Source organism: Moorena sp. SIO3A2 (assembly GCF_010672265.1).
GTDB classification, from domain to species: Bacteria; Cyanobacteriota; Cyanobacteriia; order Cyanobacteriales; family Coleofasciculaceae; genus Moorena; species Moorena producens.
The window spans coordinates 1-24098 of record NZ_JAAHHC010000076.1 but is presented as its reverse complement, the minus strand read 5'-3'; the positions used below and the strand labels follow the sequence as shown (position 1 = coordinate 24098).

Sequence of the window (24098 nt, the reverse complement as noted above, 5' to 3'; positions counted from 1 at the left end):
CTTGGATCGATAAAGATCCCAACGCTTCGGGAGACCTGAGCACTACTGGGACTGGAGAAATCCTGTCTCAGCAACTTGGGTCGCTGAACGAAGAATCCCCCGGTTTCTAACCGTGGGGAGTGTCAAGTTATAGTGTTTCCATGGAAATTGGAATTGTGAGAAGGAAAACCAGTGTTCATCCCCTGCTCTTAGCACAGGGTTGTTCAACTGGGTTTTGGGATAAGATTAAGAGGGAATTTTCTGGTAAGTACCTGGATAGAAATAAACAGGACTTACCCCAGCCACCTGGTTATTGACGGTAATTACACCGATTTAAACCTTTGATGTATTACCAGAAACCAGGGTTTAAGGGTCTTGGTGCGTAAGTCCTGATCAAGTTAACTGTGTTAAGACCTGTGTAATAGGTGTGTAAGACCTGTGAAGGCATTGAATCCCCTTCTATTGCCTGATCTGAAGTTTATTGTTCCCAAGTCTTAACAGTTAACTTGAATTTTGCTCTACTACTTACATCTGCCCTATCTCCCTTAACTGCCCTCGTTGCCTCGTAAGCATTCAGCCGTCAGCCGTCAGCCGTCAGCTTTTAGCTCACGCTACTTGAGGTGCCGTCAGCAGACTTAACTCAGCATTATTCGAATGCTTACCTCTTTTATTAAAAAGCACCTCAAGTAGCACCTCAAGTAGCGCATTAGCTGATAGCACCTCAAGTAGCACCTCAAGTAGCGCATTAGCTGATAGCTGAATACTTACCTTGCCTGACCTCACTCTTAACGTTGTGCCTTTTTTTTTCCATGGAATTTTTGACCATATTCCTATCAGGCTTAATCACTGTCGTTTCTGGGGTGGGTTTCATCCTCGACAAGGTGATCGAAAGCAATATCCGCTCCCAGCTTTCCCAGGTCGAGCAATTGCAAGTCCGAGTTAACAACACTCCCAATTACCAAATTTTGCCAGGCAAAGTAGACCAGGTTTTAATTGCTGGTAAGGGATTATGGCTGACGCCAGATATCCGGATTGGTGTCTTGGAATTAGAAACTGATCCGATTGACCTTGATATAGAGAAGGTCCGTAAAGGTGGTAAAGACTCACTAGCGAACTCTCTGAGGCAACCGCTACAAGCTGGAGTGCGTCTAGTTTTAACCGAGTCAGATATTAACCAAGCTCTAGAGTCGCCGGAAGTTATAGAAGTATTAAACGATTTGATCAATGCTGTGATCAGTCGTGGCAGTAGGCGTTATAAACTACTGAACTCACAAGTCAACTTCCTAGATAACAACCGTATTTATTTACAAGTGACATTGCAGCAAGGAGATAATCAACCCCTAGAGATTATATTAAACTCCGGTGTGGGCATCCTGACCGGGAAAAGCATACAGCTAATTGAACCCAAGTTGTCGGTTGATGGGAACCCACTCCCTCCTCAGATAATCAAGTTATTTGTTGGTAGTCTTAGCCAGCGCTTAAATCTGAGCAATATCGAAGATGAAGGCATCACAGCCCGTATCTTACAATTCCAGTTAAGTCCTAGTGAATTAGAATTAGCAGCATTTGTCCGGATCAAGGAATAAAGCGTGTTAAGTATGAAATATCAAAGATGAAGGATGAAATATCAAAAATTCAATTTGGTTTCGTGCCACTAGTCAGATCTGATCACAGTAAATCAAATTACAGTAAATCAACCTTTTGATTAATCAGTTATTATGCATGACCAACAAGACGATCGTGGTATTCCTCTCGGTGTGATTGCCAGTATTTCCATCCTAGTCTTAGCAGCAGCAGGTGGAGGTAGCTGGTGGGCATGGCGTTCACAGCAATCTTCGTCTGTGACAACAACTACACCCAAGTCATCTACACCCAAGTCATCTCAGACTATACAACCCACAACTGAAAAACCCTCAACTAAGGAAAAAATTCAGGTTTATTGGCTCAATGATGTTGATAACCAAATTGTTTTAAGTCCCAGTTCAATTCCCTTAAATAATAAGACCCTTAACAAAGGTGAGATCTTAGAGAGCGCATTCAACAGTTTATTGGCTGGGCCGACCAATGGCACATTTACGACCACTATTCCCCAAGGTACAAAACTACGGGGTGTTTCTCTCAAAAATGATGGTGTTCATGTAGACTTGTCCCAGGAATTTACCGTTGGTGGGGGCAGTAGCTCCATGAGCGGTCGTCTGGCGCAAATTGTTTATACAGCAAGCAGTCTAGACCCCAATACTCAAGTATGGATTGAGGTAGATGGGAAACAACTAGAGGTTTTAGGTGGAGAAGGCTTAATGCTTGATCAACCACTGACTCGCCAAGATGTCAATCAAAACTTCCCACTCTAGAGGTTTCCCAGCTTAGACTGCTTTGAGCAGTTGCTCACTAGCGTTGGATGAAAATTTTTCAACCGACGCTGCGGCAAATAAATATACGTTGGCAGACCTCTAATTCCCATGCCCAGCAAACCTATTTTCGCTTCTAGCAGCTATTATTAGCTTGACATCTGTGAAACCTATCTAAGGAGTAATGCTTAGTCAGGTTTAATCCGCATTAGTGCTTGACCATATTCTATTGGTTCTCCATTTGTCACCAAAATTTCCATTACTTGTCCAGTCACTTCTGCTTCAATTTCATTCATCAGCTTCATAGCTTCAATAATACAAACAGTTTGACCAGCACTAATGCGTTCCCCCACCTCCACAAAGGGGTCTTCATCAGGAGCAGGAGAGCGGTAAAATGTCCCGACCATGGGTGACTTAATTTCCTCCCACTTTTGATCTACCCCTGGTGGAGGTACTGGTGGGGTTGGTTCTGGTGTTGGGGCTACCTCTAGTACTGGGGTGGAAGTAGTGGGAGTGGAGCCGATGGGAACCGCTACGGAGCCTGTAGGGGCTTGATAAGTAGTGCTAGCTCCACCAGAATCACTGGTAGGGGTGATACTGACCCCTTTACGCACTGTGAGTTCAAAATCATCACTCTTGAGGGTCAGTTCTGTAATATCAGTTTCAGCAATAGCAGCTAACAGATCACGAAGTTGATTGATGTCTAATGCCACAATTTTTAAAAAAAGGTTAGGGTCTTGGGGCTAAAGGCTAAGGGTTAAGATTTTTTGGCATTATTTTGCCTTAGTAGTCAGCTGAGTCCATTATCTTGATTGCCATGATCTCATGATCTATTAAGAGCATCAAATCAGGGCATCAAAACAATTTACTCGCGACCTTGGTAAGAATCATTACGGGTATCGATTTTAATGCGCTCTCCTATGGAAATGAATAGAGGAACCATCACCTGAGCTCCTGTTGAAACAATGGCTGGTTTGGTACCACCAGTAGCGGTATCACCTTTAACACCAGGATCGGTATCGACTACTTCCAACACTACAGAATTGGGCAGTTCTACTTCTAGAATCTGGTCGTTCCAGGTGAGGATGTTCACTTCCATTTCTTCAGTGAGATACTTGGAGCGATCGCCAATCTGTGCTTCACTCAGACGAGTTTCCTCGAAGCTTTCCATATCCATGAAGACAAATTCTTCGCCATCTTTGTAGGTATGCTGCATGGGACGTTTTTCGAGGTTTGCCTGGGGTACTGTTTCCCCAGCCCGAAAGGTTTTCTCTACAACATTCCCTGTCTGGACATTTTTTAGTTTGGTGCGAACAAAGGCGGAACCTTTTCCAGGCTTGACGTGGAGAAATTCCACTACCCGCCATACGGATCCATCTAACTCAATGGAGACACCGGTGCGAAAGTCGTTACTAGAAATCATTAACCTGCTAACTCGGGCAGAACAATCGGCATCTTATTTTACCCTTGAGAGGTTGAAGGTTGAAAGTTGCACTTTGGAGGTTAACCTAAAGATTTGTCCCAAAGTGGTGCGGCAAGGGACTTGCCAAACTTAAACTAAACGATACTGTTGGCCAATCACCTCAAAGCTAGTGAAATCGATGGAGGGATAGGGACAGGGGGAGAGGGTGATCACCTGGCTAGCTCAGTGGTTTATTGGTGTGATGGGCGCGGGCCCCAGCTGAAAGGGCGTTGCTGAATCTTCGCGCTGAATAGCAGTAGAGTGGGCATCCTGCCCGCCCGAAAATAAGCATGAAACTGGCAAGATGCCAGTTCCACGCCTGATGCCCATTCCACAGGTGCGACCCAAGGGCGCGAGCAATCCCTCGCGCCCTAGGAGGCGCGCACCTACTATTAAAATCATTCCATTATTAAGCAACGCTGCTGAAAGACCCACGCTAATTGAGAAACGGTATCATAAACTTCCTTGACATGGGAAGATATGAGATGAAGTTTTGATACGTTGTGGATCAGCCTTGACCCCACTGGTGTAATGCTTGGGGTAATTATTGTTTATGAAACTTTTAAAGATTTCTTTGCCAGATTGGTGGAAACCCTTGACCAAGACTACCCTCTTGGGGCTGCTGTTAATGTCCCTTTCCCTAGGTCTGAGTGGAGCTTGGTGGAACTTTAAGTTTAACTTTGGTAATCAAGAACCTGCTCGTGAAAGTCGATTACCAGGGGGTAATGCCATTACTGATGGTAGAGCTTTGTTGCGCTATGCCCTACCGATAGATAATCAGCCAGTGCGGAAAATACAAGCCAGTTTGGAGGATATTTCTCAACAAATGCGGGGAAAACGCTGGAGTCCTATCACCAGCGATATTACTAAAGCTGCTGTGGTTTTAACTAGTAGTGATCAGAAATTGCTAGCGGACATTCCAGATGCCAGAAAACCCCAAGGCGAAGCCCTAATTGCCCAGATCCAAGCCGAAATTGCTAAGATTCGAGAAGCTGTGGAGGCTAAAGACAAGGAAAGAGTCTTGATTGAGCGCGGGATACTCTTGGATCAAGTAGGGGAACTGGAACAATTGATGGTAGAGGAGTTTCCCTTTGAGGTACCCCCAGAGTATAGTAACTTACCTCAACTTAAGGGTCGCGCTACCGTGGAAATGACCACAGAGGAAGGTTCCTTGAGAATGGTGGTAGATGGTTACAATGCTCCAGTCACCGCCGGTAACTTTGTGGATTTGGTACAGCGGGGTTTCTATGATGGTCTAACCTTCAACCGTGCTGAAGATAACTATATCCTGCAAGCAGGAGACCCTCCAGGAAAAGCGACAGGCTTTATTGACCCAGAAACTGGTGAATACCGAGGGATTCCCATAGAAATCATGCTGAAAGGGGACTCGGAACCGGTTTATGAGTTTACCCTGGAAGAAATTGGTCGTTATCGTGAGCAACCTGTGCTACCTTTCTCTGCTTTTGGTACCCTAGCAATGGCACGTCCTGCAGAGGATCCCAATGGTGGCTCTTCTCAGTTTTTCTTCTTCCTGTTTCAACCAGAACTTACCCCAGCTGGTATCAACTTTATGGATGGGCGCTATTCTGTCTTTGGCTATGTTGTAGAAAACAAAGAGTTACTCAGACAGCTCAAACGAGGGGATGTAATTGAGTCGATGAGAGTTATTGATGGGATTGAGAATTTAGTTGAGCCGCAGGCATAGCTATCCTATCGGTTATAGCGCTACGCCCAAGGCAAGAGGCAAGAGGCATGCTAGCAATAGCTGAATATAATAGCTTTTGCTGCTTTTATAAATGTCAAACACCTTAATGCTTAGTGCTATAAGCGGTCAGCTCCTAAGCGGCTGCGGCGAAGCCAGGGATAAGCTTGATTAATTACCTTTAGCTCCGTTTATGCCAGTCAGAAGTATCAATCATTGATCGTTGTCTCGTGACCCTTGAATTAATAAAAGATATCGGAGAACAAGGTCTTCTAGAACGGTTACAGCCTTTCTGTCCACCAGGGGTTGTCGGGGATGATGGAGCGGTAATTCCCCCTCCAGAGTCTGGTCAATCCTTGGTGATTACTACAGATGTTTTAGTGAATGGGGTGCATTTTAGCGATCGCTACGGTGGGGTAAGCCAATGCACTACTAGTCCAGAAGATGCTGGTTGGCGTGCTGCTGCTGCTAATTTGTCTGATTTAGCTGCGATGGGAGCATCCCCCCTAGGCATTACGGTAGGCTTAAGCCTGACAGGGGATGTAGCGGTTAGCTGGGTTGAGAGACTTTACCAAGGCATGACTCAGTGTTTAAACCAGTACAATACACCAATAGTCGGAGGAGATATCTGTCGCTCGCCGGTTATTACTATTGCTATCACTGCCTTTGGTCAAGTCTACCCCGACCAAGCTATCCGCAGAACAGGTGCTAAGGTGGGACATGCCATTGTGGTGACAGGTGTTCATGGTGCTTCCCGGGCTGGACTAGAATTACTCCTCAACCCAGATTTCGGCAAACACTTAAGTCCAGAGGAACGACTATCTTTGATTAAAGCTCACCAGCGTCCCCAACCCAGACTTGATGTTGTATCTTTACTCACGTTACAGGTTAACAGGTTGAAGGTTGAAAGTTGGAACTTTCAACCTGATAACTTTCAACCTGATAACTTTCAATCTGATAACTTTCAACCTTCAACCCTTCAACCTTCAAACCTTCAACCTTCAAACCTTCAACCTTCAACCCTTCAACCTTCAACCCTTCAACCTTCAACCCTCCAACTATCCATTGCGGGTATGGATAGTAGCGATGGTTTAGCAGATGCTATTGTACAAATTTGTGGTGCCAGTGGTGTTGGTGCAGAGATTGATCCTAACCGAATTACCCTACCTCCAAGCTTCAGTAAATTGGTGTCTCCAGAGCAAGCTTTGGATTGGGCGTTGTATGGTGGTGAAGATTTTGAATTAGTGCTATGTTTGCCCACTGAAGCTGCTGAGGAATTAGTGGCACAACTGGGGGAGGGAGCAGCAGTAATTGGCAAGATTACTAGTGGTAATGAGGTCTGGTTGAAAGATAAGACTGGTACTTATGCTGATCAATTGCTGAGTTTAAATAAGGGATTTCAGCATTTTTGAAATTTTTCCCTTAGAAGTGATTAACCGGATTTACTATTATTCCTTATGTATCTGATCTCAATCAGACTTGGTCAGGTATCATAACTTGACTCAATAAACAAGATCCAGGTGCGATCAATTTTCTGGTTCAGATTCACTACACTGTCTTGATGCAGTCGCTCATGGGGGAAACCCCCAAGACCGCGCTGCATCGCTGTCTGAGATAGTATTAACTTTGAACAATTTGCCTTGGCTTACGATAATATCTGCAAATACCTAGCAGAAGAATACCCATCGGAGTTTTTTCACTGGCTATTGGGTGAAGAACCTAGAGATATTCAGGTACTTAAAAGCGAATTGAGTAGTGAACCAATTCAAGCTGATGCTCTGACTTTACTCCAAAGTACAAACCAAATTCTGCACCTAGAATTTCAAACCTTACCCCAATCCGAGCCACCATTACCATTTCGGATGTTGGACTATTGGGTCAGATTACATCGCAAGTACCGATGTCCGATTGAGCAGGTGGTAATTTTTCTAAAGTCTACGACCTCACAGATGGTATTTACTAACGAGTTTAGAGATACTAACACCTGGCATCGTTATCGGATAATTCGTCTGTGGGAGCAAGACCCATTACCACTATTGGCCAATCGGGCTTTGTTACCCTTGGCCACTTTAGCCAGGAGTAATCGGCCTAATCTATTGTTGGAGCAAGTCGTTGCTGAAGTCGATAGAATTGAAGAACAAGGTCAACTCCGAACCCTAGCGGCCTGTGTGGATGTACTGGCTGGTTTGCGGTTTGATAAAGATTTAATCCGTCGATTTTTGAGGGAGGAAGTTATGGAAGAATCAGTCACCTATCAAGATATTATCCAAAAGGGAGTCCAAAAGGGAATCCAGCGCGGCAAGCAGGAGGGAGTCCTATTAATTGTGATGCGTTTGCTAACCCTGAAGTTAGGTTTACTTGACCCTGGGCTCCAACAGCAGATTGAGGGATTATCGATTACTCGATTGGAGGAATTGAGTGAAGCCTTGTTGGATTTTGAGACAGCAACGGATTTAGCGCTTTGGTTGGAGCACTAGGGAATAGGGAATAGGAAAAAATTCGGCGTTGCTAATGTCTTGGCGCTGAATAGGAGTAGAGTGGGCATCCTGCCCGCTCGAAAATATGTGGGCATCCTGCCCGCTCGAAAATAAGCATGAAACTGGCAAGATGCCAGTTCTACCAACATGCCAGTTCTACCAACATGCCAGTTCTACCAAGATGCCAGTTCTACCAACATGCCAGTTCTACCAACATGCCCATTCCAGAAAACTCTTAAAATCATTCCATTATTAAGCAACGCCAAAAATTCGGTGTATCTCAATATCCCTACTCCCGACTCCCTACTCCCTTTTCCCAGCATCCCCTGTCAAAGAAAATGCTGCCCAATAATAAGGATGGGGATATTTTTCCCGTAAGTCTTTCTGAGCTTGCTGTAATGCCGATACTTTTTAGCTACCAGAATCTCCCAAAAAGTCAATCCTGGCTCGCCAATGCAAGCTGATTTCTCAGCCAGGGTGTATCTACCAAGGCACGTAGGAATATCCCACGTGCGCCATTGATGTCGCGATCCATCGATCGGCCATCAATTTTTGATTTAATTTTCTTGCTACCACCGATATTTATTAACTCACCTGTCCAGCTAACAGTTTTACTGGTATAGGCTTCACAGACGTCTACTACTGTTTTCCCTGTTTCTCCAGCTTTGTGTTTGAGGAACTCTTTGAAGCGATAATGAGCAAAAGAAAGCAAATTCCGAACAGTTTTAGACCTGATCTTCCTGTTTCCTTTTTTTGTCATTTCAGATGTCTCAAAAGTAGGAAGTAGTATAACGTCAAAGTTGTCAACTAAAAAACGGGCAGCCTTATGATGTAGTTCGTTAATCAGATTCTGAATTCTAATGATTATTCGCCTGGCAGCTTTTATCATTCGACGTTTTTGCTTCCCTTTTGCCTTGCTTATTCTTGATAAGAGGCCATCGAGGTGAGAGCAAAGTCGTTGAATTCGAGAAAAATCTCCACAACCAATTTTTCCTACAGAATTCTCACTAAAAAGTGTCAAAAATGTTCTAACACCAGGGTCTAAAGCTACTACTCTACCTTGGTTCTCGGATTTTACTTGAGTAGTCTTGTGAGGGACTGTCAGGTAGTAATCCCCATTGGTGCTAGTTAATCGACAATCTCCAATATCATCTGGAAGTGTTTCAGTAAAGGTCAATTCACCCAGTTTTGTATGGTAAATCCCTTTGCTAGATACAGCCGACTTAGGGATGTAGCAAGACTGAACAGGATTTTTACGAGATCTAAATCGCACTCGATTTATTTGTCCAGTCTTTTTATACTTTTTCTTGGCCTCCCTTACAGCGGTGCAAGCATCCTTTATCGCTATAGATTTGATTTGATAAGGTACTGCCTTACACCACTCTGGTAAGCTATTCAGAATGTCGGTCTTGATGGCTTTCCAGTTAGCTTTAGTCTCACCATCTTCAAGAATCTTGACGGTTTTGTTGAAAACATAACGGGAAACTCCAAACCACTTACGAACAGTATATCGCTGTTCAGCATTGAGGAATATCCGGATCTTTTTTGATTTTTGACCCGTACTTTCTGAGTCCGTGGACACGGCAATAGAAGACGTGAATGATGGAGAGAATATCTGCGGTAAGTTCTGATTCTGGACAACTTTCAGGCTGGTCGAGAACCAAGATTTATCCACCGTTGATGCCGACCGGAGATGAAACCTTAGAGTAGTGCAGCCTTACTACAAAACCTTTACCCTATGCTGCATAATTTACCAACTATAAAGGCTGCACTACTCTTACGGTAACTTCTAACCAAGTACTCAATGAGTTCAAACCCAAATCGTGTAAGTCTGTCTCTACAGGCAACAACAATCGTGAGCTGATCTCCACGCACAACTCGTTCCAATATGGATCGAAGCCCTTTCCTTTTGTAGTTGAGTCCTGAGCCGATGTCTTTAATGATTTCGGCTTGCGGGAAAAGGGAGTGCATGTAGGCGATTTGTCTGGCGAGGTCGTCTTTTTGTTTAGTGGAACTGACTCGACAGTAGCAAATTGTAAAATGATCTGATCGAGAGCTTGACGAACTGTTCCCGAAAGTGAGCAGGCTTTCGACGTCAAACAATCTTGTTCCGCCTGGCGTTTTCTCGCATCTAATCGTTCCATCGTCCGCGTACTTTCTTAGTGTATTTTTGGAGAGTCCCGTAAGTTCGACCGCCTTACGGAGTGGAATGAGTGCCATGTTTTTAATCTAACACACATTCTGGGAGATTGTGGGAGGTATATGAATATTTTCGGAAACTGTTACAAGCCCTAGAGCGGAGAGCGGTTTCGGTAGCCGCTTTCCCCACCAGGGCTTTGGTCTGGAAGAGCTTGGCAATGGTCTCTACTTCTTTTTGAGCATGATTTAAGGGGGAAAGTCCAGGAATGGTGGGATCTCCCAGGGCGAGAAGACTGCCTGTGGTTGATTTGCCCTTGTCGGGTAAGTAGCGCAGGATGCTAGCACTGGGCAGGGACAATAGGGCGTAGTTGTCACTGAGGTACTCCTTGCCGTCAGTGAGGGCAGCAAAGGGAAGATAGTGCAGGATACCGTGGGGAACAATGGTGATAGTGGTGGTGTTGAGATGGGGCTGGAGGGGTACAATTAGCCAGTCGTGCAGGTTTTTAAGTTCTAGGGGATGGGGTTGATCTAAGTCAGCAAAGTCTTGGAAAAGTGTCAGTTCTTCGGTCAGTTGTTGGCGAGTGACATTGAGGGGGACAGTGTGGAAGCTGTTGCGGGTGATAATGAAGGCTAGGGTGCGTTCATCCGTGACAAAGTACTCGACTAGGGTAGTATCGCTATCCAGCAAGCCTTGGATTTCAGGGAGGGAGGCAACTTCTACAGTTTTTAAGCTAGCGATTTCAGGGTTTTGGACTTTTAATTGAACCAGCAAGTCCTGGTAGTCTTTTCGCAGAGCAGTTCGGTTGTTTTCGGTTTCGGCAATCGTTTCGTGATCCCACTGGTTTTTGGGACGGTTGCGGAGAGTTAGTAAACAGCTAGAGAAAATATCGCAGACTCTACCAAAAACTCTTATTATTTGTTAAACTTAAATTAGGTTAACACCGACAGGGATTATTATGTAACTTAAATTAAAGCCGAAAACCAAGGGTTTAGTAGTTGCGCTCTCTATCCCGGTGTTAGACTTTTTTGACATTTTTATGGCGCTCGCGGGATATTCCGTCAGAGAAGCGCGGAGATACCCCCTGGATGCTATTGCATCTTGCATTGGCGAGCCAGAATTTGCCTTTGGTAGGTTTTGGTAGCTAAAAAGTATCGGATAAAGACTGCTGATGAAACTCAATCGCTTTGCGGTATTGCCCTAGGCTATCCTAAGCAAGCCCGAGATTGTTGAGGGAGTTGGCTTCCCCGTGGCGGTCTTCCAGTTCGCGATAAATGCCTAGGGCTTCTTGCCAGGACTGGAGGGCAGCTTTATATTGACTGGTATTGTTCAATTCCTTGCTCAAACAGTTGGTCAGCTTTAGCCTGAAGTAAGTCTGAGGGGGTGGCTTCTTCCTGGGAGTTTTGAGTCTGTGCCCAGCTCGATTGAGCCATCAGTGGCACAGTTACAGTAGCAGAGAAGATAGCAGGAACCAGGGTTACCATCAACAGACGAACTCCCAGGTAATGTAGAACTATTGGCGGTAAACTCCTATCCCTCATCACAAATCACCATTATTCCTGGTTAATTGCCAATTGACCCAAACCCTTCAGTACCCTTAGAACGCTATACAGCTCATTTCCTGGATTGAAAATATCAAACAATTTAGAGACAGCGTACTGAGTTATTTCGCCTTTAACTAATTTGATAAACCTGAAGCTACTGCCATTCGTAATCAGTCCATAAACCGGTTTTTCAGGATAGGGATTTGACAGCATATAAGCCAGGAGTTGGGGTTTACCCACTTCCAAAGAAAAGGCCACTTTCTTGGATTCAATAACCACTACCAAAAACTGCTCCCATAACACCAATACATCGATATTTCCTCTGACGATAACTCCCCGGTCTTCTTCGGCAATTTCTACAGACTTCTCTGACTTGATGTGAAAAGGAGGCAAGTATAACCCTGCTAAATCTAACAAGGGAGAGAGCACAACCATTTTGACGGTGTTTTCTAACAGAGGAGGATATTTCGTTAAATTTGTATAACTAACCTTGACTCGGTCTAATCTTTCTTTTTCCGTAGCAGTAATTTCTGGCAAATCATCTTGCCACTCTCGAAAAAATTCGTTATCCTCAACTAAGTGAATCCCAAATTTTGTTTCTAATTCGTATAGAGTAATTTCTCTGGCTGGTATAGTTTGAATCATATCTAGCAATTCTCAGAACGAGTGAGGTAAAAATATCTGGGTTTTAGGGAGCTTCGGAGCAGGGAGTAGGGAGTAGGTAATATGGCCGCAAAACATATCACAATTCATTTAGGATTGGTATAGCCAGTGTTAATCCCTAGGGAATCTCAAATCTTACTTTAACTCTGACAGTTGCTTTTCTAATTCCCCTACCCGTTTTCGGTCCCCAAACTGTTCATAGATTGCCTTCGCTTGTTCTAACAAACTCACTCCTTCTTGCCGATTCCCACGAGCATACTGAACCTCCCCTAATCCAGCTTTGGCTGCTGCTAGTTCTTCCCAATGCTCAGTTGCTGTGGTCAGTTCTACTGCCTTTGAATAAGGACCCTTAGCTTCCACAACTAGTCCTATCCGTTTATACAAATCACCCAGTAAGCGATAAATCGGTGCTATTTTTTGATCGTTTTCTTGTCCTTCCAGGATTTCAATGGCCTCAGCCGTTAAATCGTAGTCAGCATAGAGTTCAGCTAGAGCTAAGGGCTTGAACTCCTTTGGTAGATTCTGTTCCTGAATCCGCCGAGCAATAACCTGAATTTCTCTAGCTTGATCTGACTTAATCCGCGTAAATCCTAGTCCTCCAGTGCTATCTTCTGTAGAGGCACGATTTCTATCAGTCTCGACGACCAACTTATAACTAACTCCAGGTTTTAGTGGCTTACTTCATTAAACTAAGCCGGTGAGTCGCCTCACCGACTCGTCTACCCTTCGGGAAGGCTACGCCAACAGAACCGTACGTGATAGTTTCCCATCATACGGCTCCTCATCATAGGAACCATTGTCATTGGTACCTCTAAAACGGATTTTCATCTATCTCATGTGAGTTGATTTTGTTTCCGTGTTTGGCATCGTGACAGTGGAGGTGTAATAATTCTAAATTTTTGTTTAGATTACTTCCACCTAAGGCACGTGGTATTATGTGATGTTTTTCCAACAAATCTCCATCTTTAAAGGTAAGTCCACAATGAGTACATTTCCCTTCTTGCCGTTCTAAAAGCTTTCCCTTCTGAGTGGTCATCTCAGGATGTTCTCTCATTCTGGTGCTCCAATAGATTAGGTCTCCATCGTAAGGGCTTCTGGTGTCCTGGACTTTTTTATGCCTGACAATTTCTGTTTTAGCATGTTTTGGGAGGCTAATACCCTCTTTAGTCATGAACACCCAGTTATCATCTCCGATGGTTCCCCAATATTTCTTGTTTACCCAGGATTTCGATTTCTTTGGATGTCTCCTGTATCCCCATCTTTGGAGTTTATTCCATAGCATGTTCCCTAAGTCGTTGAAGGTTTCTTTACTACAGACCCCTCTGTAGTAGTTACACCATCCACGTATAATAGGTTTAAGGTGGCGTATTAATGCTTCCTGAGGGGCAGCTCTATGTTTCCTAATGGCATTTGAGAGCTGCCCGTAATGCTCTTGGACTTTTTCCTTAGATGGTTTGATGATGGTTTTAAAGCCTTGTTTTGAGTGGTTTTTACCTGCTTTGTATTGACGTATGTTAGATCCGAGGAAGTTGAATCCGTCAAGGGTATGGGTCATTTGAGTTTTACTAGGCTTTAATTCCAAACCCATGTTATGTAGCCAGTTGTTAATCACTTCCTGACATTCTTCTACCACTTTCTGGTCTTTATGTAGGATGACGAAATCGTCAGCATATCTGATTAAGGCTAATCCCTTTTTGTAGTGGGTTTTTTTACCTTTTACAGAGTTGGCGTAATCCCATATGGCTTTTTCCATTCCGTGGAGGGCTATGTTCGCGCTTTAGTGGAGAGATGACTCCACCTTGAGGAGTACCCTCATTTGTAGGTGAGAATATCCCGTTATCCATCACACCGGCTTTTAACCAGGACTTTATTAGACGTCTCATGGATGGATAAGTATTTAATTTAGTTAGAAGTGCTTCGTGGTTAATTTTGTCGAAGCATTTGGCAATGTCAGCATCTAATACCCATTTAGGTTTTTTGTTAATGCTTACATATATTGCTCCGATGGCATCATGACATGAGCGTCCTGGTCTGAATCCATATGAGTTAGGTTCAAATTTGGCTTCCCATTCAGGTTCAAGAGCCTGAATGGCCGCTGCCTGTAATGCGCGGTCGTATATGGTCGGTATTCCTAATGGGCGTTTTTCCTTCCGTCCAGGTTTGGGTATCCATACCCTTCTGGTTGGTTGTGCCCTTTTTGAGATTATTAGGCTGTCTACTAAGGCGAGTCGTTGCTTACTTGTTAGAGCTTTCTTCCCGTCTATTCCAGCAGTCTTTTTGCCTTTGTTCTCTTGGGTAACCCTTCGGACCGCAATCATTTTGGCTGTCCAGGACTTCATCAGGATTTTTTGTAGTTTTCGTACCACGCGGACGTCTCCACGTTGAGAGGCTTGATATATTCGTTTTTGTAACTTCCACAAAGTCTTTTCTAGCTTTTGCCAGTTAACTTTGTTCCATTCTGACTGTGGAGCGAACCCCCGAGTTTTAGACTTATTCATTACTACTTACGACCATATCTTTTCCTATAACGTGAGTCTGTCTGCGTATCCTAGGTATTACCCTAGGCATTTGCTTCTGACTCAATCTTGTCCTCACATGACTTGCGGCTAGCTACCTACTCGAAATGTTCGACCTTTTCGAGAGTACATGTGAGAATTACCTCGTTCCTGATAATCATATTTTGAACTTTTAGGGCAGTACTGTTCACCGGGAGTTGTGGGAAATCTTATAAGAACCCAGAATCTTATAGTCCTTACTCCATTGACTATTTGTCTGTAGCGTGTCAACCTTATTTTCGCTACGTGTTGCTGACGATGATTCGGATGTACTTTCCTGTGCGTACCCATGAGTTCGTTGCCTAAGTTGACATCGATCAGGTTAAAGGATGTTTCGCTCGTTCGACCCTTGCATCAATTTATAGGTTTGCTATTTCTATAAATCAGGGTAGGGCTGTCACTCGGATTTCGCGAGGGTCAGAAGTTACCGAAACAATAGTGCAGCCTTTATGGTCAGCAGGTTAGGCATCATAGGAGTAAGGTTTTGTACTAAGGCTGCACTATTCTAAGGTTTTGTCTCCGGGATGGTTTTTCACCATCATGATTATCAAGTTGTCATGGTTTGTTGAACCAAGCAGCTAATCCTCCAAACCCTTATAGGGTAAGGTTTATAGCTAACGAGTCGCACCTGGATAAACAACCTGACAAATACCCTGTTGACAAACCTGCTCTCGACTAAATTCCTCAGTCCAATTCAAGCCTCGCCCTCTCACTGTTACCATGAAACTGCTAGCATCGGTGGCATCATGCCAGCTTAGAGTGGGCTTGTCAGTCAGTAAACGAGTTGCCCGTGGGCTGATAATGTAGGGAATAGAGGAGCTTACCGGACGTGCTCTGACAATTCTCCTGGAGCTTTTAATTCGCGGTGGTGGACATATGCCATTAATGCCTGTTGTTACCCCAGCAGGTACAGAGTGAGTTTTACCATGATCACAAAATAGTTTAACCCTAACCCCCGATGGTGGTCTCAGCAGATCCCCTGGATTTATCGTGGTATAGTTAGGCACTGGATGGAAACGTGACCATCCCTCCCGTTCTAGCTCAACTCTACCCGTGGTTTTAAAAATCCAATGCCCTGCCAGTACTGGCTTACTCACCAGGCTTCCCAACATAATCATAACTATGGTCAAGATCGGGGCAGAGCAAATCAGCTTACTTAGTCGATTCACTAGTCTTATCTTTAACACCTACTTGAGCATCTATACGTTCACGAGCCATCCCAACCCAGATATCTTCATCAGGGTTACGGATATCAGTATAGCGTAAACAAATTTTCCATTCTGCCAAGGCATTGTCTGGATCTTTTTCTGGTTTGTTTTCAATGACTTGCGCTAATAAACAGTGAGCCGCTGCCGGAGTTCGCGTAAAGGTTTTGTCTAGTTCAATAGCATCTCTGAGGTAGGTTTCGGCTTCGGCATAGCGTTCTTGCTTCAACCTAGCCCAGCCTAAGTTTTTCAATAATGCATATTGAGTTCCCGTTTCTGCTTCTGGCACAGTATCTAACCCCTTCAAAAGTAAAGATACCGCTTGGGAATAGTTTTTATCTTGAATATACAACCGCACCAATTCATTATAAGCAGCATCTAAACCCCCCTCTACCGCTAACCTATACTGAGTTCGCGCCTTATCCAACTCCTGTAAATCTTCATAAAGACGACCCAAATTGTAGTGCGCTTCGGCATTATCTGGATTGAGACTCAATGCTCGTTCATAATTAGACTGAGCACTTGACCAGTCTCCTTTATTATCATATTTGTCGAAACCCCATTTATTAAAGCAGTCCGAAATCAAGGGCAAAGATCCTCGAAAGCCAATTAACGAAACTAAAAGTACCACCGATAGTCCCAATTTTACTTCTTGCCAAAGATATTTTTTAATCCCTAATCCCGATAGAATTTCTTCAACACCTGTACGACCAGCTTTGGTTAAAACCCCCCCAGCTGTCAACAAGGTCAATGCACTCTGGGAAATCACCGCAAAAGAACCTATAAAACCCGGACTAGTACTTAAAAAACGGGAGGAAATATCTACCACTAGACTCACCGATGCCGTTAAAGAAGTAACTGTCAGTGCATTCCACAGCCAGTCGAAACGGTCTAAGCGATGAGTAGGTGCTTGTAGAAACCACCACCAGTAGTCTTGTGGGGGATGAAAGCTAGTCCGCCAATTAGTTAATTGCACAGTCTGAGTAATCAAACCAGCCTGCTTTTTCAATCTGCTATCTAACTCAATCAGTTTAATCAGTTTATCTTTAGAAATGTGGGCAATATCAGCAAATTTTTCCTGAACAATATTGCGAGCAATCAGGACACGAAGAATGGCTTCAGGAGATGGATTATTGTCAGTTTTTTCAAGGGCGGTCAGGGCAGCTTCATAACGATTGAGAGTAGACTCTAACTCTAGGATGCTCATTCAGCTAATAGCAAAGGGAATAGGGAGTAGGGAGTAGGGAGTAGGGAGTAGGGAATAGGGAGTAGGGAACAGCGGATCTGGGAACAGGGAGCAGTGGATCTGGAAACAGGCAAGATGCCTGTTCCACCAAGATGCCTGTTCCAGGCACCAGGTCAAACACCTTTAATGAGATGCACCCTTCTGATTTAGATCTTATCTAAAGGTATTCTGTCAATCAGAAATACTCCGGTATCATAACTTGAATAAATAAACAAGATCCAGGTGCGATCAATTTTTTAGCTCAGATTCACTACACTGTCTTGATGCAGTCGCTCATGGGGGAAACCCCCAAGACCGCGCTGCATCGCTGTCTGAGATAGTGTTAACTTTGAACAATTTGCCTTGGCCTACGATCATATCTGCAAATACCTAGCAGAAGAATATCCATCAGAGTTTTTTCAGTGGCTATTGGGTGAGGAACCTGATGATATTCAGGTACTTAAAACCGAATTAAGTGCTGAACCAATTCAAGCTGATGCTCTGAGTGTACTCCAAAGTACTAACCAAATTCTGCACCTAGAATTTCAAACCTTACCCCAATCTGAGCCACCATTACCATTTCGGATGTTGGACTATTGGGTCAGACTACACCGTAAATACCGATGTCCCATTGAACAGGTGGTGATTTTTCTCAAGTCTACGACCTCACAGATGGTATTCAATAACGAGTTTAGGGATACTAATACCTGGCACCGTTATCGAATAATTCGCCTGTGGGAGCAAGACCCATTACCACTGTTAGCCAATCGGGCTTTGTTACCCTTGGCCACTTTAGCCAGGAGTAATCGGCCTAATCTATTGTTGGAGCAAGTGGTTGCTGAAGTCGATAGAAGCGATGCAGCGCGGTCTTGGGGGTTTCCCCCATGAGCGACTGCATCAAGACATTGAAGAAAAACCATTACGGGGAAACCTAGCGGCCTGTGTAGATGTGCTGGCTGGTTTGCGGTTTGACAAAGATTTAGTGCGTCGATTGTTGAGGGAGGAAGTTATGGAAGAATCAGTCACCTATCAAGATATTATCCAAAAAGGAGTCCAAAAGGGACTCCAGCAGGGACTCCAGCAGGGACTCCAGCAGGGACTCCAGCAGGGACTCGACCGAGGAAAGCAGCAGGAAGCGGTATTAATTGTGATGCGTCAGCTAACCCTGAGGTTAGGTTTAATTGACCCTGGGCTCCAAAAGAAGATTGAGGAATTATCCATTACTCGATTGGAGGAATTGAGTGAAGCCTTGTTGGATTTTGAGACAGCAACCGATTTAGCGGTTTGGTTGGATCACGGCTGAGATTGAACTGTTAGTGTTCACCTTGTCAGAGGAAGTTATGGAAGAATCAGTCACCTATCAAGATATTATCCAAAAAGGAGTCCAAAAGGGACTCCAGCAGGGACTCCAGCGAGGAAAGCAGCAGGAAGCGGTATTAATTGTGATGCGTCAGCTAACCCTGAGGTTAGGTTTAATTGACCCTGGGCTCCAACAGCGGATTGAGGGATTATCCATTACTCGATTGGAGGAATTGAGTGAAGCCTTGTTGGATTTTGAGACAGCAACGGATTTAGCGGTTTGGTTGGATCAGCAGCCTTAGGGCTGAAATCTTGATTTTTCGTTTCAGTATTTAAGTCCTAAAAAAAAGCGATCGCATTTCCTAATCCGATCGCTTTTTGCGGTTCTTCAGTTCTGTCAATACTTTGCTGCTGTCAAGGATTAGGATGCCAGGGCGACTTCCACGGTCTGCTGCAATTCACCATTTTGATACATTTCAATCATCACATCGGAGCCACCGATAAACTCTCCCTTAATGTACACTTGAGGAATAGTTGGCCAGTTGGAATATTCTTTGATTCCCTGGCGAATCTCGTAATCTTCTAGTACGTCTACGGTTTCGTACTTAATTCCTAGGCTATTCAGAATTTGGACAACGTTATTAGAAAAGCCACACTGGGGCATTAGTTTGCTGCCCTTCATGAATACCAAAATTTTGTGCTCTTGTGTTAATTTTTCTATTCTCTCTTTCAGTTCTGGTGTCATCGTTGTCTTAAACTCCTGGGATATCTAGATAGTTATTTCGATAGTCGATATTATATTAGTCTAGCGGGCGCGAAATCCTAGACTCTTCCAATTATGACTTAGGCCAGTTTACTGCTTGCCAGCCCAAGCTTCGGGGGTATAGGTTTTTAGAGCTAGGGCGTGAATGGCCTCCGTTGCCAACTCTTCGCTTAGGGCTCCATAAACCAGCTGATGTTGTTTCACCAAGGATTTACCTTCAAACTCGGAGGAGACAACAGTGGCTTGGAGATGGTTACCACCCCCTAAATCTTCTACTTTTACCTGAGCATCCGGTATCGATTCTTTAATCTTTTCTTCAACTTGCTGTGTACTAATCGGATCCATTTTTTTTATTCCAGTTTCTATTGGAATTTCTAAAATACACTAAAATTTAACGTAAGCATATGCGCTACGCGCACGCTACTTAAGGTGCGGTCAGCGGTCAGCGGTCAGCTTTCCGTAACTCAGATCAAACCAATGCTTACCTCTTGTTTTATTCAAAAGCACCTCAAGTAGCGTGCCCATAAGCTGTTCGCCCAGCGTGGCCATTCGCGTAGCGTGGCCAACGGCCAAGGCCATTGGCTGATAGCTGATAGCTGATAGCTTACAATTTAACTGCCTTTATTAGAACCAGCGGACGAGGTGGGCTGGCTATTGCCATTTCTAGGAAAGGGAGAATCGACGAATCCTAGCTCAAACAGCTGTTGGTAGGATTTTTTTCCCAATTCCCTGGTTGGATTTTGAGACCGAATAATTTGAATTAACAAGGGCACAGCTAATTCTGGCTGGTCATTGGCTCGATGGACTAGGGCTAGCCGATAGGTAGCTTCATCTCGCTTTTCAGCAGTTTCCAGGGCTTTTTGCCGTTGAGACTCGTAGACTCGGTTGTCAATGCCGGAAAAACTGGAAGCCAGCTGTTGGTAAAAGTTAGACAACTGGTTGAATATCTGACGTGCCTCTTGGAGTTTTTTGGCCGCTACGCTATAGTTCCCTGAATCAATAGCGTTCGTCGCCTCTTGCATCATCCGCTCTCCCCCCGGCATACTCAATAGGCTGTCTTCTTGAGTCAACGGCCCGGTATTGTTGGGGTCAGTGATGTCTGATTCTACTTGGATATCAGCACCTTGCGCCTGTGCTGGTGGCAGTACTACCAAAGCTGCCATCACGGGAAGAGCAACGAAACAGGCGAGCCTGACCGGATTAAGAGTGCCAGAATAAACCATACTATAGCTTTGGGAATTGGTTACCTAAAATAATAGAGTAAATCCAAACTATTGGTATAGTACCATTACCACAAACGATTAAGGGCTTCTTGGAAAGGTAAAGCAGGTACCAGAGTTGTTGGATCTAAGGTTCAGACTGAAAATAGTCCTAAAAGGTTCCCTATTCATCCCCGATGCCTATTAAAACAAACCTATTCCGTGGAAACTACTCCTGGTTTGAAGTCGGTTTTGAATAAACCAGCATCGGGAGTATGGCAATTACAGGTGGTGGATGATGTAGCGATGGATACGGGAAGGTTGAATAGTTGGGAGTTGATTTTGGGAGTTGGTTGAAGGGTTAAGGTTAGTGGGTTTAAGGTTAGGGGGTTGAACGCGAACGCGTGGCCAAAGGCCAAGGTTGAACGCGAACGCGTGGCCTTTTGGCCAAGGTTAGCTAGCTGATCGCTGATCGCTGATCGCTGATCGCTGATCGCTGATCGCTGATCGCTGAATGCTTACAGGTTAACTGGTTACCTTTGAAATTAACGATAAATAGAGATAAGACTTGATAAGTACCTGTTTTTCTGGCTTTAATGCCTGATTTCTATCCCTTCATCCATCTTTGGTGTCTTGATTAATTTTGACAGCATTAAAACGTCTCGTTATACTACTTTTGTAGTACAAGTGAAAGCAAAGTTTTTCCTTTGGCTTTGCGAAGCTAATGAATTTACCCAAGTCATGAATTTATTTAAGTAAGACTCAATTAACCTTGGGTCAGTGGTCCGTGAGCCATTACCCATTACCGATTATCCTTGGGTATTTCACTCAGCTAACCTTCAAGCAGCTAATCTTCAACCAGCCAACCTTCAACCAGCTAACCTTCAACCAGCTAACCTCCAACCAGCCAACCTTCAACCCGCTAACCTTCAACCCGCTAACCTTCAACCCGCTAACCTTCAACCCGCTAACCTTCAACCCGCTAACCTTCAACCCGCTAACCTTCAACCCGCTAACCTTCAACCCGCTAACCTTCAACCCGCTAACCTTCAAAATTGAGCCACCCATCTGTGGTCTTAGCTATGCATCTTACAACATCTGAAATCGATACGGAACGAGTAGCACTGACGGCTTACGATTTGTGGAAATCTTATGGCGTTCGCGTAGCGGCTCCAAAGGAGCATCGCACTGTCGTTAGTGGAGTTAGTTTTACCCTAAATCCTGGGGAAGTTTTGGGTTTACTTGGACCGAATGGTGCGGGTAAAACGACTACGGTGGGAATGCTCTACGGCGCAGTTGTGCCTAGTCGTGGCTTTGTACAGTTGGGTCAATATCAGGTACATTCTCAAGGGCGACAGGTTCGTTTTTCCATGGGGATTGTTACTCAAGAGGATAATCTTGACCCGGACTTCACCGTATTTGAGAATTTGGTTGTCTTTGCCCACCACTACCGGATCACCGGTAAGTCAGCTCGGACACGAGCAGGGGAGTTACTGGAGCTCGTGGGGCTACAGGATTATGCTCAGCGGCGGATTGATGAGCTATCTGGTGGCTTGAAGCGGCGTTTGGTATTGGCACGAGCCTTGATTAATCATCCCCAAGTCGTGTTTTTAGATGAGCCTACTACAGGACTTGACCCGGATGCACGGCAGGATTTTTGGAAGCTGGTGATTCACCTGAAACATCAGGGGTGTGGGGTGTTGTTGACTACTCACTATATGGATGAAGCACAACGGTTATGCGATCGCTTAATCTTACTTCAGCAGGGTAAGGTGATTGACGAAGGTACCCCCGATGACCTGATTGAGCGCACTGTTGGTAAAGAGCTAGTGGAGATTGAGGGAATCTCGCCAGATATCCTGCAACAATTAGCGACTCAGTACGGAACTTGGTATCGCACCTTTGGCAGTAACTATCTGATTGCATTACCTATGGACAATCCCCAACCTCTCTGGCAGGACCTAAATACGATTCCATCTGTTAGTCTAACCCGCCGCCGCACCAACTTAGAAGATGTATTTTTACGACTGACCGGAACATCATTGGATTGATTAAGTTAGACAGGTTTACTATCAACATCCGGTTTACTAATTGTAATATCTTATATTGGGATATTTGTAATTAGTTAGGACTTACGAAGTTTAGTTGGGCATAATTTTAGGGGGGAATGATGTCAAAGTCCCCCAGAATTGGGGGATTTAGGGGGCAATGGGTAAGTTCTGTTAATAATTAATTAGTAATTTTGTAAAATCTTAAAATAAAAATGAAAGGAATTTCTGTAACATTTTGGGGTATCTACTCGGTCTGGCATCGTCATGCCAAAGTGTATCAAAAAACTTGGCTAGTCAATAGTTTACTCCCAATTTCTGAACCTATAATCTATCTGATTGCCTTTGGCTATGGTTTAACTCCCCTAGTGGGAGATGTTTCTTACTATGGTCAACCCACATCTTACTTGAACTTTATAGCTCCTGGAATGATCGGACTTGGGGTACTATTTCAGTCATTCTTTGAGGGAGCATTTGGGAGTTTTTTTCGCTTGAGTTTTCAAAAAACTTGGCATGCACTGCTGACAGCACCGTTGACTTTCATGGAAGTATTTATTGGAGATTGGCTATGGGCAACTACAAAGGGAGCTCTAGCTGGTACCATCACAGGGTTAGTAGCGGTGATCTGGGGACTTTACTCTGGCTGGCAATTGCTGGTATCTTTTCCTGTAATTATTTTGGGGAGTATGCTGTTTAGTGCTATTGGGCTATTTACAGCCGGAACGGTGCGTACTGTTGATCAGATTAATGTGCCAATTTTCTTGTTTATGATACCAATGTTTACTCTCTGTGGTACTTATTTTCCTAGGGATACATTACCCACTGGACTGGGTTATGTTGTTGCTATTTTACCCCTATCATCGATAGTTGATTTGTTACGTTGGCCTTTAGGGTTACCAGAGTTCTGGTTTTTAGAATTAATCTGGTTGTTGGTATGTACTGCTGTGTTTTCTAGGCTAGCTTGGCGTCAGATTTATCCGATTCTATTCCGTTGATTAGTCAAAGGGAGTAGGGAGTAGGAAAAGAGAGGGAAGTGTGGGAAGTGTGGGAGGTGTGGGGAGGTGGGGAGATGGGGAGATGGGGAGATGGGAGCATGTCACTTATGCAGAACATTTGTACGCTTATTTGGGTAATCGGTAATAGGTAATGGGTAATAGGTAATGGGTAATAGGTCTGAGGGGGAGCATGTCACCTATGAATATTTGTACATTATCTATAGCTCCCGGGTTTAAGCTTGCGCTAATCGGAAATAGGTAAGCATTCAGCCGTCAGCCGTCAGTGGTCAGCCGTTAGTGGTCAGCCGTTAGTGGTCAGCTTATTGTATTCAAAAGCTGTTCGTAAAGTAGCGTGCCCATAGCGCTAATCGCTGATAGCTGATAGCTGATAGCTGATAGCTGATAGCTGATAGCTGATAGCTGATAGCTGATAGCTGATAGCTGATAGCTGATAGCTGATAGCTGATAGCTGATAGCTGATAGCTGATAGCTGATAG

30 protein-coding genes and 1 pseudogene are annotated in these 24098 nt (G+C 44.4%); 12 read left to right on the top strand and 19 right to left on the bottom strand.

Annotated elements, in window-relative coordinates:
* The first annotated feature begins 788 nt into the window (after positions 1 to 788).
* Positions 789 to 1565 carry an LmeA family phospholipid-binding protein gene (locus tag F6K64_RS35695; protein WP_008189000.1) on the top strand — a complete coding sequence of 259 codons (777 nt, stop codon included), beginning with the start codon at positions 789 to 791 and terminating at the stop codon, positions 1563 to 1565.
* Between the two features lie 132 nt (positions 1566 to 1697).
* The gene (locus F6K64_RS35690) at positions 1698 to 2330 is read left to right on the top strand and encodes a GerMN domain-containing protein (RefSeq protein WP_008188998.1); all 633 of its coding nucleotides are present in this window, start codon (positions 1698 to 1700) and stop codon (positions 2328 to 2330) included.
* 185 nt (positions 2331 to 2515) lie between these two features.
* On the opposite strand, the gene accB is transcribed toward F6K64_RS35690, so the two are convergent.
* Positions 2516 to 3040, bottom strand: a complete 525-nt coding sequence (accB, locus tag F6K64_RS35685; RefSeq protein ID WP_008188996.1) for an acetyl-CoA carboxylase biotin carboxyl carrier protein — start codon at positions 3038 to 3040, stop codon at positions 2516 to 2518.
* 152 nt (positions 3041 to 3192) lie between these two features.
* Complete coding sequence (gene efp, locus F6K64_RS35680; RefSeq protein WP_008188994.1) at positions 3193 to 3750, bottom strand: elongation factor P; 558 nt, start codon at positions 3748 to 3750, stop codon at positions 3193 to 3195.
* Between the two features lie 592 nt (positions 3751 to 4342).
* Here efp and F6K64_RS35675 point away from each other — a divergent pair.
* The 3 genes from F6K64_RS35675 (at position 4343) to F6K64_RS35665 (ending at position 7968) form a co-directional block, all read left to right on the top strand.
* Positions 4343 to 5494, top strand: coding sequence for a peptidylprolyl isomerase (locus tag F6K64_RS35675; RefSeq protein ID WP_008188990.1), 1152 nt, complete (start codon positions 4343 to 4345; stop codon positions 5492 to 5494).
* Positions 5495 to 5721: 227 nt separating this feature from the next.
* A complete protein-coding gene (thiL, locus tag F6K64_RS35670) occupies positions 5722 to 6903 on the top strand; it encodes a thiamine-phosphate kinase (RefSeq protein ID WP_008188988.1) in 1182 nt (393 codons plus the stop codon).
* Positions 6904 to 7131: 228 nt separating this feature from the next.
* Positions 7132 to 7968: an Rpn family recombination-promoting nuclease/putative transposase gene (locus F6K64_RS35665; protein WP_008188986.1), complete on the top strand. Its 837-nt coding sequence runs from the start codon at positions 7132 to 7134 to the stop codon at positions 7966 to 7968.
* Here F6K64_RS35665 and F6K64_RS35660 read toward each other — a convergent pair.
* Positions 7965 to 8117 (bottom strand): hypothetical protein, encoded by a 153-nt coding sequence (locus F6K64_RS35660; RefSeq protein WP_287252636.1) that lies wholly within the window; start codon positions 8115 to 8117, stop codon positions 7965 to 7967. The genes F6K64_RS35665 and F6K64_RS35660 overlap by 4 nt on opposite strands.
* On the opposite strand from F6K64_RS35660, the gene F6K64_RS35655 reads away from it, so the two are divergent.
* Complete coding sequence (locus F6K64_RS35655) at positions 8116 to 8346, top strand: hypothetical protein (protein ID WP_131827126.1); 231 nt, start codon at positions 8116 to 8118, stop codon at positions 8344 to 8346. The genes F6K64_RS35660 and F6K64_RS35655 overlap by 2 nt on opposite strands.
* Before the next feature lie 58 nt (positions 8347 to 8404).
* Here F6K64_RS35655 and F6K64_RS35650 read toward each other — a convergent pair whose 3' ends face one another.
* From F6K64_RS35650 to F6K64_RS35600, 12 genes are all read right to left on the bottom strand, one after another.
* Positions 8405 to 9643, bottom strand: a complete 1239-nt coding sequence (locus F6K64_RS35650) for an RNA-guided endonuclease InsQ/TnpB family protein (protein ID WP_044495023.1) — start codon at positions 9641 to 9643, stop codon at positions 8405 to 8407.
* 56 nt (positions 9644 to 9699) lie between these two features.
* Entirely contained in the window at positions 9700 to 10188 is a 489-nt protein-coding gene (locus F6K64_RS35645) for an IS607 family transposase (RefSeq protein WP_008188980.1), read from the bottom strand.
* Positions 10189 to 10192: 4 nt separating this feature from the next.
* Entirely contained in the window at positions 10193 to 10879 is a 687-nt protein-coding gene (locus F6K64_RS35640) for a CHAT domain-containing protein (protein WP_008188977.1), read from the bottom strand.
* A gap of 436 nt (positions 10880 to 11315) precedes the next feature.
* Positions 11316 to 11438 (bottom strand): hypothetical protein, encoded by a 123-nt coding sequence (locus F6K64_RS35635; protein ID WP_008188975.1) that lies wholly within the window; start codon positions 11436 to 11438, stop codon positions 11316 to 11318.
* The gene (locus F6K64_RS35630; protein WP_075873635.1) at positions 11416 to 11646 is read right to left on the bottom strand and encodes a hypothetical protein; all 231 of its coding nucleotides are present in this window, start codon (positions 11644 to 11646) and stop codon (positions 11416 to 11418) included. The genes F6K64_RS35635 and F6K64_RS35630 overlap by 23 nt, the downstream gene beginning before the upstream one ends.
* A gap of 12 nt (positions 11647 to 11658) precedes the next feature.
* Entirely contained in the window at positions 11659 to 12294 is a 636-nt protein-coding gene (locus F6K64_RS35625; protein ID WP_008188971.1) for a PD-(D/E)XK nuclease family protein, read from the bottom strand.
* Between the two features lie 153 nt (positions 12295 to 12447).
* Positions 12448 to 12960 (bottom strand): tetratricopeptide repeat protein, encoded by a 513-nt coding sequence (locus tag F6K64_RS35620; RefSeq protein WP_008188968.1) that lies wholly within the window; start codon positions 12958 to 12960, stop codon positions 12448 to 12450.
* 163 nt (positions 12961 to 13123) lie between these two features.
* Positions 13124 to 14065 carry a group II intron reverse transcriptase gene (locus F6K64_RS38625; protein ID WP_008188966.1) on the bottom strand — a complete coding sequence of 314 codons (942 nt, stop codon included), beginning with the start codon at positions 14063 to 14065 and terminating at the stop codon, positions 13124 to 13126.
* Complete coding sequence (locus F6K64_RS38620) at positions 14022 to 14810, bottom strand: reverse transcriptase N-terminal domain-containing protein (RefSeq protein ID WP_008188965.1); 789 nt, start codon at positions 14808 to 14810, stop codon at positions 14022 to 14024. Before F6K64_RS38620 ends, F6K64_RS38625 begins: the two co-directional genes overlap by 44 nt.
* Before the next feature lie 671 nt (positions 14811 to 15481).
* Entirely contained in the window at positions 15482 to 15979 is a 498-nt protein-coding gene (locus F6K64_RS35610) for a hypothetical protein (protein WP_229414737.1), read from the bottom strand.
* 40 nt (positions 15980 to 16019) lie between these two features.
* On the bottom strand, positions 16020 to 17279 hold the full coding sequence (locus F6K64_RS35605; protein WP_008188962.1) for a tetratricopeptide repeat protein: 1260 nt from the start codon (positions 17277 to 17279) through the stop codon (positions 16020 to 16022).
* Between the two features lie 4 nt (positions 17280 to 17283).
* Positions 17284 to 17427 carry a hypothetical protein gene (locus tag F6K64_RS35600; protein WP_165691808.1) on the bottom strand — a complete coding sequence of 48 codons (144 nt, stop codon included), beginning with the start codon at positions 17425 to 17427 and terminating at the stop codon, positions 17284 to 17286.
* Positions 17428 to 17660: 233 nt separating this feature from the next.
* Between F6K64_RS35600 and F6K64_RS35595 the strand changes: the two are divergent.
* Together F6K64_RS35595 and F6K64_RS35590 are read left to right on the top strand one after the other, a co-directional pair.
* Positions 17661 to 18600, top strand: a pseudogene (locus tag F6K64_RS35595) (Rpn family recombination-promoting nuclease/putative transposase).
* Positions 18601 to 18637: 37 nt separating this feature from the next.
* On the top strand, positions 18638 to 18898 hold the full coding sequence (locus F6K64_RS35590; RefSeq protein WP_081431891.1) for a DUF4351 domain-containing protein: 261 nt from the start codon (positions 18638 to 18640) through the stop codon (positions 18896 to 18898).
* A 119-nt stretch (positions 18899 to 19017) separates the two neighbouring features.
* On the opposite strand, the gene grxD is transcribed toward F6K64_RS35590, so the two are convergent.
* From grxD to F6K64_RS35570, 4 genes are all read right to left on the bottom strand, one after another.
* Positions 19018 to 19341, bottom strand: a complete 324-nt coding sequence (gene grxD, locus F6K64_RS35585) for a Grx4 family monothiol glutaredoxin (RefSeq protein WP_008188959.1) — start codon at positions 19339 to 19341, stop codon at positions 19018 to 19020.
* A gap of 108 nt (positions 19342 to 19449) precedes the next feature.
* The gene (locus tag F6K64_RS35580; protein WP_008188957.1) at positions 19450 to 19704 is read right to left on the bottom strand and encodes a BolA family protein; all 255 of its coding nucleotides are present in this window, start codon (positions 19702 to 19704) and stop codon (positions 19450 to 19452) included.
* Positions 19705 to 19794: 90 nt separating this feature from the next.
* Positions 19795 to 19938: a hypothetical protein gene (locus tag F6K64_RS35575; RefSeq protein ID WP_008188952.1), complete on the bottom strand. Its 144-nt coding sequence runs from the start codon at positions 19936 to 19938 to the stop codon at positions 19795 to 19797.
* 32 nt (positions 19939 to 19970) lie between these two features.
* Complete coding sequence (locus tag F6K64_RS35570; protein WP_044495021.1) at positions 19971 to 20582, bottom strand: tetratricopeptide repeat protein; 612 nt, start codon at positions 20580 to 20582, stop codon at positions 19971 to 19973.
* A 198-nt stretch (positions 20583 to 20780) separates the two neighbouring features.
* On the opposite strand from F6K64_RS35570, the gene F6K64_RS35565 reads away from it, so the two are divergent.
* The 4 genes from F6K64_RS35565 to F6K64_RS35550 all read left to right on the top strand — a co-directional run bounded on the left by F6K64_RS35565 (position 20781) and on the right by F6K64_RS35550 (position 23601).
* Positions 20781 to 20915 carry a proprotein convertase P-domain-containing protein gene (locus tag F6K64_RS35565; RefSeq protein ID WP_008188949.1) on the top strand — a complete coding sequence of 45 codons (135 nt, stop codon included), beginning with the start codon at positions 20781 to 20783 and terminating at the stop codon, positions 20913 to 20915.
* 423 nt (positions 20916 to 21338) lie between these two features.
* Positions 21339 to 21617 (top strand): pentapeptide repeat-containing protein, encoded by a 279-nt coding sequence (locus F6K64_RS35560; protein ID WP_287263794.1) that lies wholly within the window; start codon positions 21339 to 21341, stop codon positions 21615 to 21617.
* A 23-nt stretch (positions 21618 to 21640) separates the two neighbouring features.
* The gene (locus tag F6K64_RS35555) at positions 21641 to 22609 is read left to right on the top strand and encodes an ABC transporter ATP-binding protein (protein WP_044495031.1); all 969 of its coding nucleotides are present in this window, start codon (positions 21641 to 21643) and stop codon (positions 22607 to 22609) included.
* A gap of 212 nt (positions 22610 to 22821) precedes the next feature.
* Positions 22822 to 23601, top strand: coding sequence for an ABC transporter permease (locus tag F6K64_RS35550; RefSeq protein WP_008188942.1), 780 nt, complete (start codon positions 22822 to 22824; stop codon positions 23599 to 23601).
* Positions 23602 to 24098: the final 497 nt, after the last annotated feature.